Below are 12,638 nucleotides of genomic sequence, written 5' to 3'. Positions count from 1 at the left end.
CAGCCAGCAGAACGACAAAAGAATGAAGTCAACCAGCCCAAAGCCCCGCCGCACAGGTTCAAGATCAAGCTAAGGGCTGTGCTGTAAATGATGTAGGGCATGCCGATTGGCCAGCGGCGCTGCCACGCACCCTCTGAAGATGAGGCGATGGAGGCTAGCGAGGCCGAGCATGGGGTGGTGAACGCCCTTGTCCTTGAGGCGGCCATCGGGCGGAGGATCATCCAGATCTTCATACGCGGAGGTACGCCCGACGCGGGCGCGGCTCTTGCGGTGGGAGGCGTGAGTCGGGCGGAACCGGCGAGGCAGCCGCGGCCCTGCCGAGATTGATCATCTGGGCCCTCCGCAGCCGCTTCTCGAGATCCCGGCATCGGCCTGGGCCTTCCTGCTGCTCAGCCTGGGACGGGGCTGCTTTCTTCATCCCCGGAACGCGCCGAGCACCAGCGCAACATCGGCCAGACCGTCGAGCACGGACTCGGCACCCGCATCCTTCAGTTCGGCCACCGAGGCCTTGCCGGTGGCGACCGCGATCGTCCGAACGCCAGCTGCACGCCCGCCCGCCACATCCGCTCGGGTATCCCCGAAGAACACGGCCTTTGGCCCAGTGACGTCCGCCCGTTGAAGAGCGATGCGCAGCAGTTCAGGGCGCTCCTCTCCGTCCTCCCCGAAGGCGCCCTCCTCAAGCCGAAGGTACGAATCCAGACCGAACGTAGCCAACTTCACCTCGGCCGCAAGCCGAACGTTGCCGGTCACAACTGACTGCCGCAAGCCCCGCTCATCGAGTGCGGCAAGAAGCGTGGCGGCACCTGGCAGTGCGTGGCCACGCTCGCGCAGGTCGGCTGCGCGCCGAACGTGCACCGTGCCAAGCGCGTCAGCGAACCGGGTGAACAGCTCCTCGTCGTAGTCGAGACCGTGGAGCCGGGCGGTCTCCCGCAGGATCACACGCTCCGTCGAGCCCGTGACCGACGCCTGCTCGCGCATCGCACATCCTGTCACCTGCTCGAATGCGTCGGCCCACAGCTCGCGGCCCAGCCCGCCTGTGGCCATGAGCGTGTGATCGATGTCCCACAGCACCAGTTCCGGCACCGGCAGCTCCCTTCTCCAGAACAGCAGGGTCCCCGTGCATCCCGCACCCTACGCTCGGAAGAAGCATCGAGGAGCGGACACATGGTGGCAGCAGACCTCCCCATCGGGGACCGCATCAGGCATTACCGCGGCGGGCGTAGGCAGGACGCCGTCGCTGGGCTGGTCGGTATCAGTCCGGACTATCTGTCGCAGATCGAGCGCGGACTGAAGGTTCCGTCGGTGCCCATGTTGTACGCCCTTGCCCAGGAGTTGGGGGTGCCAGCCGCAGCGCTGCTGTCCGAGCAAGCGCCCGTGGAAGCTGAGTCGACAGATACGGCGGAGGCCGCGGTCGGTCGTGCTTTCCTCGGGTATGGTCCGCCCCGCAGTACCGCCCCGGTTCCGGCGGCTGTACTACGGGACCGTGTGGAGGTCGCCTGGCAGTCCTGGCAGACGAGCGGCACCCGTTTCACGGAGGCTGCCGAGACGCTGCCCGACCTGGTTGGCGATGTCGAGCATGCCGTCCGGGCCGCCCGCGCCGGTAACGACCCGGCCGAACGGCGAGCCGTGCTGCGGGCAGCGGCCGACCTCTACTGTCTGCTCCGGTCGTACTTACGACGCACCGGCCGCGTGGACTTGGCCACCATCGCGGCCGACCGAGCCCAGCGCGCTGCTGAGGACGCCGACGATCCTTTGCGCATCGCCGCCGCCCAATGGAATCTAGGCCACGTCCTGCTCGCTGCCGGCCAGCCAGCAGAGGCGGAGGAGCTTGCGCTCTGCGCGGCCGAGCAGGTCGCCGCGACAACGATGCCCGAGGCCGAGCGAGTGGCGATGGGCGGCGCCCTACAGCTCGTCGCCGTGGTCGGCGCCGCACGCCGCCGCCGGTGGTGGGAAGCACGCGAGCGGCTAAGGCAATACGCTGCACCTGCAGCCCGCCGGGTGCCCGATGAGAGCAACGTGGCCTGGACCGTCTTCGGCCCGACCAATGTGGCGTTGCACTCCTTGTCCATCGACATGGAGGCGGGCGAGACCGGTGAAGCCCTACACACAGCGGACGCCATCGACAGCGACGGACTTCCGTCTGTAGAGCGGGAGTTCACGTTCGGCCTGGAGGTCGCTGCCTGCCACTCTCAACGCCGCGACGACGCAGCCACGCTGCTGACCCTGCGGGAGCTGGAGACACTCGCGCCCGAGGATCTCGCGCGCAACCCCCTCGCCCGCCAACTAGTGCTCACGGTCATCCGTAGGGCGCGGGCCATGCAAGCCCGGCAGGCAGAGAAAATGGCCGAACGGATCGGACTGGTGTGAGCGAGCCGCTGGGTCACCCGAGCTGACAGCTCGGGTGTGATCGCACCCTGTTCCCTACGGTCGTCGGTGTGAGACGGATCACCGCGACTGGGGAGGCCAGGGACATGCCTAGCGAACCCGCGAGCACGCTGTTGACAACGGCTACCGTGCGGATGCGCGAGGTATCGCGGCAAGCCTGTCTACGGGCGCTTCGACGCGTCACACCAGTAGCTTGCGAGCATCTCGCCCGGCCAGGCCGGTTGCCGGACGGCTCCTCGGGGGCCCATCTCCTGAAAGTACGGGGCCAGGTCCACGACCGGCGTCCCGTCGACCGCGTCGAGATCGGTCACCAGGAGGTCGCGGCCTTTCACGCTGAGCAGCTTCGGGTAGCTGACGGCCAACTGGTTGGGCCGTCGGTGATTCCGGTGAACGAACGTTCCGGTCGCCGGCCACTGCGGGTTGCCTCGGGGGCTGCGGGCGTGGAGTTGCACATCCTCGGGTTGTGCAAGGTGGAAGCGCCACGTCACCGTCAAGTGGGAGAACGCCTCGATGCCCTGCAGCGTTTCGAGTGGGAAGGCGTCATTCAGTCGAATGATCGATTCCGCCCCGCCCTGGTAATCGTCTTGGACGCGGGTGTGGCCTCCGACGACCGTTGCGATCGATTCAACCTCGTACGTTGCCATCGGCGCTCGTTCCTCTCCCCTGGAGTCGCGTGTACAGCAGCCACCAGCCGCAGCCGCGGACCTGCCCTGTGGTCAGCCTATGGCGCGCAGCATCTCCCGCGCCCGGCGGTCCAGTGCGGCCACGTGACGGCCCCCACGTTGCCTCACGGGCGACAGGTCGCTCTGCATACGGAGGATGATGTCGCGGGCGCGGCCGGACTGGACGCCGGCCATGGCGTCGAGGGCTTGTGCCCAGGTGCCGCATGCCTCGTCGAGACGTCCTTGCTGGACCTGGACGGCGCCCAGGTAGCCGAGGGTCACGCTGTGGGTGCGGGCGTATTGCTGTCGGCGGCGGGTGGCGACGCTGCGCTGGAAGTGGAGTTCCGCGTCGAAGGGGTTGCCCAGGTCGCGCAGAGCGCAGGCGGTCTCGTGGGCGAGGGAGGCTTCCTGGAAGAAGCCCACACGCTCGGGGGCATCCTCGTTGTCGGCTCGGGCGAGATCCCGCTCCGCCCGGCTGATGGCCGCGAGGGTGCCGGGGCGGTCGCCGTCGGCGGCCAGGGCGCGGGCGTGGACGATGGAGAGCAGGGCCTTCTCGCGCGAGCTGGCTTGGCCGTAGTGGGTGTGGGCCATGGAGGCGTCGGCCAGGTCGAGGGCCCTGCGTGGGTGCCCGAGGTCGACTGCCTGGTGGGCGAGGGCGCGCAGGATGTGGCCGCCCAGCGGTCCGTCTGCGGCTTCGGCCGCGATGCGTGCGGCGAGGGTGAGGTAGCGCTGGGCGGTGCGGTGCTCCGAGGCGTCGAACGCCATCCAGCCTGCGATGTAGGTCATCTCTGCCACGGCCGAGTATGTGTCCCGGCGGTGCCGTTCCGTTCGGAATCTGCTGCCCAGCAGTGGCACCGCTTCGTCGCGGAGGTGGCCTGCCAGGGCCGAGCGCCCCGAGGCTCCACCACGCTGCTGGTCCCGCGCCGAGTAGAAGGCTGTCAGGTTGCGGACGTCGCTGATGTCGGCCTGCGTTACCAGTCGTGGGGAGACCGCTGGGCGCGATGCTGCCGCGGCTGGGGCGGTTGTCCACCACGTGCTCTCGGGCAGTGTGAGGCCGGCGGCCGAGTACGCGGCGGTTGCCAGCAGCTTGCGTCGGTGCATGTCCAGGTCGTCGCTTCCCAGCTCGGCGAGCACGGTCAGAGGGTCGACGCTCCAGTCGGAACTGCTGTCGGGCGAGCCTGTCGGTCCGTCTTCCAGCCCGAGGTCAGCGAGGGTGAGGCGGCGGCTGAGCCTGCGGGACAGCGTCTCACGCAGGATATGGGGCGCTCGTCCGCTGGGCTTGGTGCCCTGGACCCACATGGCGATGTGCGAGCGGGAGACGGCCTCCAACTCGCGTGCACCGCTCTCCGCGGCGACACGAGCGATGGCGGCGGCTGCTTGGGGCTGGGACCAGCCCGCTTCGCGCAAGAGTGCGGCGAGGGCGATGTTTCGCTCACGGGCCATGGGGTGCCCCTCGGGTCCGAAATGATCTTTGACGCCTTTGACGGCCTTGCGGGCCGCGCAGGCATACCCCTCAGCGGGGATTCGCGGTTCGCTCAACGTAGCGGCCGGATCACTCACCTTGCACGCCGACCGACTGCGGTGCACGGCGTTTCTCACCCAACTTGGCTTGATCTACATAGGAGTTGTGTCATGCGTCTCTCGCTGGTCCCTCGCCGGGCGTTGTGCCAACGCAGTGGTCAGGACCGGAGCCTCAGTGATCCGGGTGCCGGGCGTGACCAAGCGGTGTCCGCGACGGAGACGGTGACGCTCGTGCTGGGCGAGGACTCGCCAGTGCCCGAGACCGCCGCCGATGTGGAGAACCTCGTCCTGCGGCTGCGAGGGCACGTCAACCAGCTCGGATTCCTGATGCCTTCGCAAGAGCCGGTTTTGCTCCGTGCGCAGCAACTCTGCTCGGTCGGGCTCCCGGAGGGCTATCTGCCCAGCCGGGTGCACCTCGTCAGACTCGCCGAGGCAACGCAGGAACTCATCGCGAAGATCCGGCTGGACGACGTCGGAGCGAGTCGACCGGCACGGAGGTTGGCTCGATGGACACCGCAGATCAACGTGCTGCGCGGTGCGGTCTTCGCCGTCGCCCTCACCTGCCTGGTGTGGGCCGCTTCGGTGCCCCGGACATGACCCTCACCGGAGCGCTCCTCATCGGACTGATCCTCGTCCCGATGGCGTGGCTGGTGTGCCGAGGCCCTCGTGCGACTGGCCTCGATCCCGCAGACAGGGCCTCCACGCCACCTCCGAGCGAGCCTGCGTCCCCGCGGTGACCGCTGACTCCTTGACTCCCGGCCTGTCCCCGGCCGCTTCGGCGGCCCCTATAACACCCCCAGACCAGCGGGGCTTAACGGAGATCCACACAAGATGAAACGCCTTCCACGTATTGAGCAGTACGGCCTGATTGGCGATACGCAGACCAGCGCCCACGTCTGCGACGACGGCATGATCGACTGGCTGTGCCTGCCTCGCTTCGACTCACCGGCCGTGTTTGCCGGCCTGCTCGGCACACAGAAGCACGGCACCTGGCAGATCTCCCCGGCCTCGTCCGCAGGCCGGCCCGGCTCCGGAACAGTGGCTGAGCGCCGGTACCGCGGTGACTCGCTCGTTCTCGAATCGCTGTGGCGTACCCCGACTGGTTCGGTCCGGGTCCTGGATTTCATGCCGCCGCGCGACGGGGCCCCGCAGGTGATCCGGATCGTGGAGGGCCTGTGCGGCGAGGTGGAGATGGTCTCGGCCATGCGTCCTCGGCCCGGGTACGGCAGCGTCAGCCCGTGGATCCACGAGGTCGGTGGGCGCATGGTCGCGGAGGCCGGCGCGGACGCTCTGTGGCTCGACACCTGCGTCCCGCAGGTGGAGAAGGACGGCGTCGTCGTCAGCGCCTTCACCGTCGCCGCCGGACAGAGCGTGGCGTTCGTGCTCAGCTGGTGCCCGTCCCATGCAGCCGCCCCTGACGTTGCTGCCCCTGAGACCGCCCTCGCCGAGACGCTCGCCTTCTGGCAGGACTGGACGCAGGAGTGCACCTACGACGGGCCCTATCGCGAGGCCGTGGTCCGGTCCTCGATCACGCTGAAGGCCATGACCTACGGGCCGAGCGGCGGGATCGTGGCGGCGCCGACCACGTCGCTTCCCGAGGAGATCGGCGGCGACCGGAACTGGGACTACCGCTTCACCTGGCTGCGCGACGCCGCCACGACGCTCGCCGCACTGCTGGGGACCGGATACCGGCACGAGGCACAAGCATGGCGGCGATGGCTCCTGCGGGCCGCGGCCGGGGACCCGGAGAACCTGCAGATCATGTACGGGATCACCGGGGAACGTGACCTGCGGGAGCGGGAGCTTCCCTGGCTTCCCGGGTACGAAGGCTCCTCGCCGGTGCGGGTCGGGAACGGGGCTGCGGATCAGCTGCAGCTGGACGTGTACGGCGAGGTGATCGACACCCTGTATCTCGCACACCGGAGCGGAGTCGCCCACTGCGCCGACACCGCGGTCCTGCACCAGCGGCTCATCGAGCACCTGGTCCAGCGCTGGCGGGAGCCCGACGAGGGCATCTGGGAGATCCGCGGTGCCCGCCGGCACTTCGTCCATTCCAAGGTGATGGCCTGGGTGGCGGTCGACCGCACCATCCGCCTGGTCGAAGCCGGCGCCCTCAACATCGACGTGGCCCCGCTGGTCGAGCTGCGGGCGGCGATCCACCGGGAGGTCTGTGACAAGGGTTTCGACCCGGTGCGCAATACCTTCACCCAGTCCTACGGCTCGCAGGAACTGGATGCCGCCACGCTGCTCATCCCCCGCACCGGCTTCCTGCCGCCCGATGACCCGCGCGTCATCGGCACCGTGGATGCGGTCCGTCGTGAACTCTCCACGGACGACGGGCTCGTGTACCGGTACCCGACCTGCGGTGAGGACGTCGGGGTGGACGGCTTGACCGGCGACGAGGGCGCCTTCTTCCTGTGCAACTTCTGGCTCGTCGACGGCCTCGCCCTGACCGGCCGCCCCGACGAGGCGCGCGCCTTGTTCGAACGCCTCCTGGCTCTGCGCACCGACCTCGGGCTCCTGGCGGAGGAGTACGACCCCGTCCAGCAGCGCCAGCTCGGCAACTTCCCGCAGGCGTTCAGCCACATGGGCCTGATCCAGAGCGCCCTGCTCCTTCAGCAGATGGCGACGCAGTCCTGCCCCCGCCACGCCGCGCTCGCGGTTCCCGCACCCCGGTCAACCTCCCGCAGCACGCGCCAGTCCACCGCAGACCTGACGCCGCAGCACGCATAGCCACCCCACCCCTGACGAGGATTCCCATGCCTGACAGCGCCTTCCCGGCACGGCCGGCCGCTACCGGCCACCGCAGACGGCGGCCCCCGGTCGACGCGACGACGCTGTACCTCGCCCGTCGCGCCGTGGCACTGCCCCTGGCACTCCTTGCCGCGCTGCTGCTCGCCGCCTTCGCTCTCCGGTCGGGGTCTGTCGTAGGCCCCGGCTGGGTCCTGGCCGGCCTGGTCTGCGGACTGGCGGCGGTCGTCGCGGTGGCGGCACACGGAACACGCACCGTCGCCAGTACCGTGCAGTCGGCAGTGGAGGAGTCCCAGGCAGCAGCGCTGACAGCGGTCACAGGGGCAGCGGCAGCCGTTGAGAAGTCGGTGCTGTGGTCGGCGGACGAGCTGTGCCGCGGAAAACGTCCAGCGTTGCCGGACCCGCACACCGCGCAGTCGCCCACTGCAAACGCCGGGATCGACAACACGCTGAGTGCCCTCCAGGCGCAGGCCATCATGTCGCTGATCCGCGTGCACGACGAGTCCCAGTCCGTGGTCCTCCTGGAGGTGCTTCGCCGCCTGGCCATGCGCGAGCACGCCCTGGTCAGCAAGGCACTCCAGGCACTGAGCCAGCTGGAGATGCTGACCGACGACCCGGAGCTGCTGGCCAAGATCTTCGAGATCGATCACCTCGTGACGCGGATGCGCCGCCAGGTCGAGAGCACGGCGGTCCTGGGAGGACAGTCCCTGCGCAGCGTGCGCCGGCCCGTTCCCGTCACGACGGCCCTGCGTGGCGCTGTCTCCGAGGTCGTGCAGTATCCGCGGGTGGCCGTCGCGGCCGGATCCGTGGGTGCCGAGCTGGGGCTGCCCGGCCATGTGGGGCCGGACCTGACGCACCTGCTGGCCGAGCTGATCGAGAACGCCTGCGAGTGTTCGGATCCAGAGACGCGGGTGATGGTGCGCGCGCAGCGGGTGCCACACGGGCTGGCCATCGAGGTCGAGGACCGCGCCATCCCGATGCACCCGCAGACGCGGGCACAGATGAACCACCTGCTCAAAGCCCCGGACGAGGTCGACGTCAGCGGCCAGGTCCGGGCCGGGCAGCTCGGCCTGCTGGTCGCCTCGAAGATCGCCCAGTCACACGGCCTGTCCGTCCTCCTGCAGGAGAACGCGACGGGAGGCACCACCGCCCTGGTCGTCATACCGGCACGGCTCCTGGTAGCCATTCCATCGGTCGAGGATGCGGGCGCGCCGCCGCCCCAGGAAGCCCGAACGTCCGGGCGGCAGCCGCAGCAGGTGGCCGCGGCTCGAGCCGCCTCGGGGGCGGGTCAAGCCGCACGCCCGGGCGCCGCTGGGGCGCCGACCGCAGAGGCAGGTCAGTCGGCTGACGCGCCCGCTCTGCCGACGCGCACACGCCGAACGGAACCTTTCCGTCCACCGCACGAGCGGGAGCAAGCCCCCATGGCCGCGGCGACGCCCGGACTCGCAGCCGCCTTCCGCAACGGCCTCCAGGCCGGCGGCACCGCCGATTCCCCTCCCGCCTCGGCAGAACATCCAACCCCCTGACCCGTCCGTTCCCGGTGGCCCGGCACATCCACTGGCCCTTCCCCCTTCTGGAGCGACCCCTATGAGCACCCACCACGCGATGCACAACATGACCGGCGACATGCCCGCATCCGCGACGACCACAAGCGGACAGCGGGACAGCATGGTCTGGCTGCTGCGTCAGTTCGCCTCCGAGACGCTGGGTGTCACGCACGCCGTGCTGATCTCGCGCGACGGACTGCGGCTGCTGGACAGTGACGTCGACAAGGACTGGGCGGACGAGCTGTCGGCCGCCTTCAGCGGGGTGGCCTCCCTCGCGGCGAACATCACCGGTCCGCGTGGGAAGAAGAGGCCGGCGGGCCAGGTCATCATCGAGCGATCCGACTGCCTGTTCTTCGTCCAGAGCGCCGGGCGCAGCGCGGCCTTCGACAACCACCCCGGTAACGAACGCGGTGAGGTGGACACGATCCTCGCCGTCATCGCCACCCGGGACGCCGACGTGGGCACCGTCGGCTTCGAGATGGGGCGCCTGGTCCAGAAGTTCGCCCCGTACATGGTGATCCCCGTCCGTGGCGGCACGGGCGGAGAGGTCCGGTGAGCACGTACGGCCGCGCGGCCGAGGAGTCGGCGTTCGTGCGGACCTACACCGTGACGCGCGGGCGTACCAAGCCGCGGCACCTGCTCGCTCTGGAAACCGTCCTGGAGGCTGGGCAGGGAAGGCCAGGCCCGGCGCAAGCCGAGGAGTGCGAGGAGATTCTCGCCCTGTGCCGGGAGCGCCGGCGGTCGGTGGTCGAGCTGGCGGGCCGCCTCGGCCGGCCCGTGACCGCCGTCAAGATCCTCGTTTCCGACCTCCTGGACGCCGACGCCCTCGTCGTCCCCCTGACCCATCCCTATGCCGATACCGGCGCGGGCTCCGGCCCGTCTGTCCAACTGCTGGCAGCCGTAACAGCTGGCTTGAAGAGGAAGTGGCCTGATGCCGTTGCCTACTGCCAGGCCGGATGATCCGGCCGCGGTGCTGCATAGTTCGCCGCCCCCGCGGGCCGGTGCACCGACCGTGCTGAAAATCGTGATCGCCGGCGGATTCGGCGCGGGCAAGACCACCGCCGTGGGCGCCGTCAGCGAGATCACGCCGCTGAGCACGGAGGAGTACCTGACCGAGGCGAGCGCGGACGTCGACAGCCTGGCGGGCATCGAGGCGAAGGTGACCACCACGGTCGCCTTCGACTTCGGCCGACTGAGCCTGCCCGACGCGCCGATGCCTCTGGAGCTGTTCCTGTTCGGCACGCCGGGTGAGGACCGGTTCGTCGACCTCTGGTACGACCTCTCCCGCGGCGCCGTTGGCGCGGTCGTCCTGGTCGACACCCGCCGTTTGGAGAGCAGCTTCACGCCCGTCAGCTTCTTCGAGGACATCGGCCTGCCCTTCGTCGTCGCGGTCAACCAGTTCGACGGGGCGCACCGCTACCACCCCGAGCAGGTCCGCGCCGCTCTCGAACTCCCCGCTGCCGTGCCGGTGGTCACCTGCGACGCCCGCGACACGAATCACGTCGCCGGCGTTCTGCTGGCCCTCGTCGACCACGCCGTGAATAGCGTCGCGACCATCAATCGCGCTGGTCACGCCCCTTCTACCACCTTCCAGGACGCCTGATGTCACAGCACCCCAGCGACCCCTACCGCACGCCGCAGGCCACCCCGCCCGCGCGGTCCTTGCCGCGCCGCGACATGCGGGACGCCATCGGTGGCTCAGTCGCCCAGCCCGCCGCCGCCCTCACCAGTCAGTCGCCCCAGCAGTCACTGGAGCTGGCGCAGCGCTACGAGCTGTTGCACCGCCTGGGCGTGCCCACCGTGGCCAACGAGGACTTCGACGACATGGCAAGCCACATGGCTGAGCGGGCGGGATTCCTGTACGGATTTGTCAACCTGGGCTTGGAGAAGCAGAAGTTCGTCGGACTGCACCAGCCGCCCGCGGACAGCGGGTACGTCATCGTCGGCCGCACCATGAGCCGCGACCACGGCTGGTGCCCGGAGGTCATGGCCCGCAGGAAGGCCCTGCCGCTGCACGACGTGCACGCCAGCCCGCGCTTCAGCGGCAACGCGGTCGTCGACGCCGTCGGGATCCGCTCCTACTTCGGCGCCCCGCTCATCCACGAGAGCGGTGTTGTGCTGGGCACGGTGTGCGTCATCGACCCCGAGAAGCGACCTCTGAGCGAGGCCCGACGGATCAGGGACATCACCATCAACACCGGCGCGCAGGTGATGGACCACATGTCCCGGGCTCCCCTCCGCTAGGCCATTTCACCCCCACCCGGGAGCCGTAGGCGAATCCCCGGCAGCTCCACGTTGCGACCTTCATCCAGGGAGAGGGAGACCATGTCCGCCACACCCACCACGCCTCCACCGGCGCTGCGTCCCTACCTCGGCGAGACTGACGAGGACGTCGCATGGCACGAGCTGCTCTGGCACGAGGCCGATGCCTTCGCGGTCGAGCACGCCGCGCCGCAGGCCGTGCGGATGGAGGCCGCTCCGGACAGGGTGGAGCGCAAGGTCGCCGGTCTAATGGCCGCCCGGGGCTGGTTCGCCGTCACCATCCCGGCCGCCTTCGGCGGGCTGGGTGCCGGACACGTGGCCAAGACCATCCTGGTCCACCGCATCGCACGGGTCTCGGCCGCTGCCGCCGCCATCCTGCAGGCCACCCTCATCCCCGTCGGCGCCCTGCTGCACTTCGCCACCTACGAGCAGAAGGGCCGCTGGCTTCCCCAGGTCGCGAACGGGTCACTGCTGCTGTCGATCGCCGTGACCGAACCACAAGCCGGCGGACACATCGGCGGGATCGAAGCCACCGCCGAACGCACCGGCAACGAGTGGGTGATCACCGGGAGCAAGATCCACATCGGTAACAGTCACCTCGCCGGGGCCCACCTCGTCGTCGCCCGTACCGCCGCAGCCGGAGTGAGCACCTCCCAGGCGCTGACCGCGTTCATGGTCGAAGCCGACCGCCCAGGACTCTCGCTCCCCGCCCATCGTGCCGGGCTCGGTCTGCACGGCTTCTCCGCCGGCCGCCTCGACCTCGACCACGTCCGCGTCCCCGACGACAACGTGGTCGGAGAGATCGGCCAAGGTCTGGCAGTGGCCCAGAGCAGCAGCATCATCTACGGCCGCCCCAACCTGGCCGCCCTCAGCCTCGGCATCCACGAAGCAGTCGTGGACACCACCACCAGCCGGCTCAAGACCCGCCCCCGCTACCAGGGCGCCCTGTCCGACCTGCCCGTCCTGCGGGACCGCGTCGGCGGCATGGAGGCCCGCCTGCGCGCCGGCCGGATACTCGCCTACCAGTCCGTGCACCTCCTCGACCGGGGCCTGCCCTGCGACGCCGAACTGATCAACTCGAAATACCTCGGCCACCAGTGGGCCATGCAGTCCGCCCAGGACGCCATGGAACTGCACGGCGCCCACGCCCTCGACGGTGACTACGTCCTCCAGCGCCTGTGGCGCGACATCCAGCACACCTACCCACCCGCCGGGACCGGTGAAGTCCAGCGCATACGCCTGGCGGATGCCGCCTTCGACGAGGACCACATCCAGTGGTCGGAACACCTCGCCGCCGAGGCCGCCTGGGCACGCCCGCCCCGACCGCCGCATGAGCCCCCGTGCGCGGCAGCCCGTAACTCCCCACCGCCGCGTACGGGCCCGTGCCCCCCGCCCCCCCCCCCCCCCGGGGCCCCCGGCCCCCCGCCCCCGGCCCCCCCCCCCCCGCCCCCAAAAAAACCCCCCCCCCCCCCCCGGAACGCGCCCCGCCCCCCCGCCGCCACAGACACCC

At 69.8% G+C, this 12,638-nt stretch carries 12 protein-coding genes; 9 read left to right on the top strand and 3 right to left on the bottom strand.

All coding sequences use genetic code 11. From position 1 onward, the window contains the following. Positions 1 to 414: 414 nt before the first annotated feature. Positions 415 to 1,083: an HAD family hydrolase gene (locus tag HZS56_RS25485; RefSeq protein WP_108990566.1), complete on the bottom strand. Its 669-nt coding sequence runs from the start codon at positions 1,081 to 1,083 to the stop codon at positions 415 to 417. 81 nt (positions 1,084 to 1,164) lie between these two features. Between HZS56_RS25485 and HZS56_RS25480 the strand changes: the two genes are divergently transcribed. Further along, positions 1,165 to 2,367 carry a helix-turn-helix domain-containing protein gene (locus HZS56_RS25480; protein WP_108990567.1) on the top strand — a complete coding sequence of 401 codons (1,203 nt, stop codon included), beginning with the start codon at positions 1,165 to 1,167 and terminating at the stop codon, positions 2,365 to 2,367. Positions 2,368 to 2,546: 179 nt separating this feature from the next. Here the strand turns inward: HZS56_RS25480 and HZS56_RS25475 are convergent, their stop codons facing one another. Both HZS56_RS25475 and HZS56_RS25470 read right to left on the bottom strand, forming a co-directional pair. Beyond that, the gene (locus HZS56_RS25475) at positions 2,547 to 3,029 is read right to left on the bottom strand and encodes an SAM-dependent methyltransferase (RefSeq protein ID WP_108990568.1); all 483 of its coding nucleotides are present in this window, start codon (positions 3,027 to 3,029) and stop codon (positions 2,547 to 2,549) included. Between the two features lie 72 nt (positions 3,030 to 3,101). Beyond that, positions 3,102 to 4,490, bottom strand: coding sequence for an NsdA family TPR-like regulatory protein (locus tag HZS56_RS25470; RefSeq protein WP_174855478.1), 1,389 nt, complete (start codon positions 4,488 to 4,490; stop codon positions 3,102 to 3,104). A 300-nt stretch (positions 4,491 to 4,790) separates the two neighbouring features. Here HZS56_RS25470 and HZS56_RS25465 point away from each other — a divergent pair, with 300 nt between their 5' ends. The 8 genes from HZS56_RS25465 to HZS56_RS25430 form a co-directional block, all read left to right on the top strand. Beyond that, on the top strand, positions 4,791 to 5,165 hold the full coding sequence (locus tag HZS56_RS25465) for a DUF6415 family natural product biosynthesis protein (RefSeq protein ID WP_244942243.1): 375 nt from the start codon (positions 4,791 to 4,793) through the stop codon (positions 5,163 to 5,165). 234 nt (positions 5,166 to 5,399) lie between these two features. After that, positions 5,400 to 7,301: a glycoside hydrolase family 15 protein gene (locus tag HZS56_RS25460; protein ID WP_216723126.1), complete on the top strand. Its 1,902-nt coding sequence runs from the start codon at positions 5,400 to 5,402 to the stop codon at positions 7,299 to 7,301. 26 nt (positions 7,302 to 7,327) lie between these two features. Next, complete coding sequence (locus HZS56_RS25455; RefSeq protein WP_108990570.1) at positions 7,328 to 8,845, top strand: sensor histidine kinase; 1,518 nt, start codon at positions 7,328 to 7,330, stop codon at positions 8,843 to 8,845. A 61-nt stretch (positions 8,846 to 8,906) separates the two neighbouring features. After that, a complete protein-coding gene (locus tag HZS56_RS25450; RefSeq protein ID WP_108990571.1) occupies positions 8,907 to 9,422 on the top strand; it encodes a roadblock/LC7 domain-containing protein in 516 nt (171 codons plus the stop codon). Next, positions 9,419 to 9,826 carry a DUF742 domain-containing protein gene (locus HZS56_RS25445; protein ID WP_108990572.1) on the top strand — a complete coding sequence of 136 codons (408 nt, stop codon included), beginning with the start codon at positions 9,419 to 9,421 and terminating at the stop codon, positions 9,824 to 9,826. Before HZS56_RS25450 ends, HZS56_RS25445 begins: the two co-directional genes overlap by 4 nt. 52 nt (positions 9,827 to 9,878) lie before the next feature. Then, positions 9,879 to 10,469 (top strand): GTP-binding protein, encoded by a 591-nt coding sequence (locus HZS56_RS25440; RefSeq protein ID WP_167468338.1) that lies wholly within the window; start codon positions 9,879 to 9,881, stop codon positions 10,467 to 10,469. Beyond that, a complete protein-coding gene (locus HZS56_RS25435) occupies positions 10,469 to 11,110 on the top strand; it encodes a GAF domain-containing protein (protein WP_108990573.1) in 642 nt (213 codons plus the stop codon). Before HZS56_RS25440 ends, HZS56_RS25435 begins: the two co-directional genes overlap by 1 nt. 81 nt (positions 11,111 to 11,191) lie before the next feature. Then, a partial coding sequence (locus HZS56_RS25430; RefSeq protein WP_253914848.1) for an acyl-CoA dehydrogenase family protein occupies positions 11,192 to 12,638 on the top strand: 1,447 nt, incomplete at its 3' end.

The organism is Streptomyces mayonensis, from assembly GCF_018982965.1.
Lineage (GTDB): Bacteria > Actinomycetota > Actinomycetes > Streptomycetales > Streptomycetaceae > Streptomyces > Streptomyces mayonensis.
Note: the sequence above shows the minus strand (reverse complement) of the source record. Positions and strands in the feature narration are given on the sequence as shown.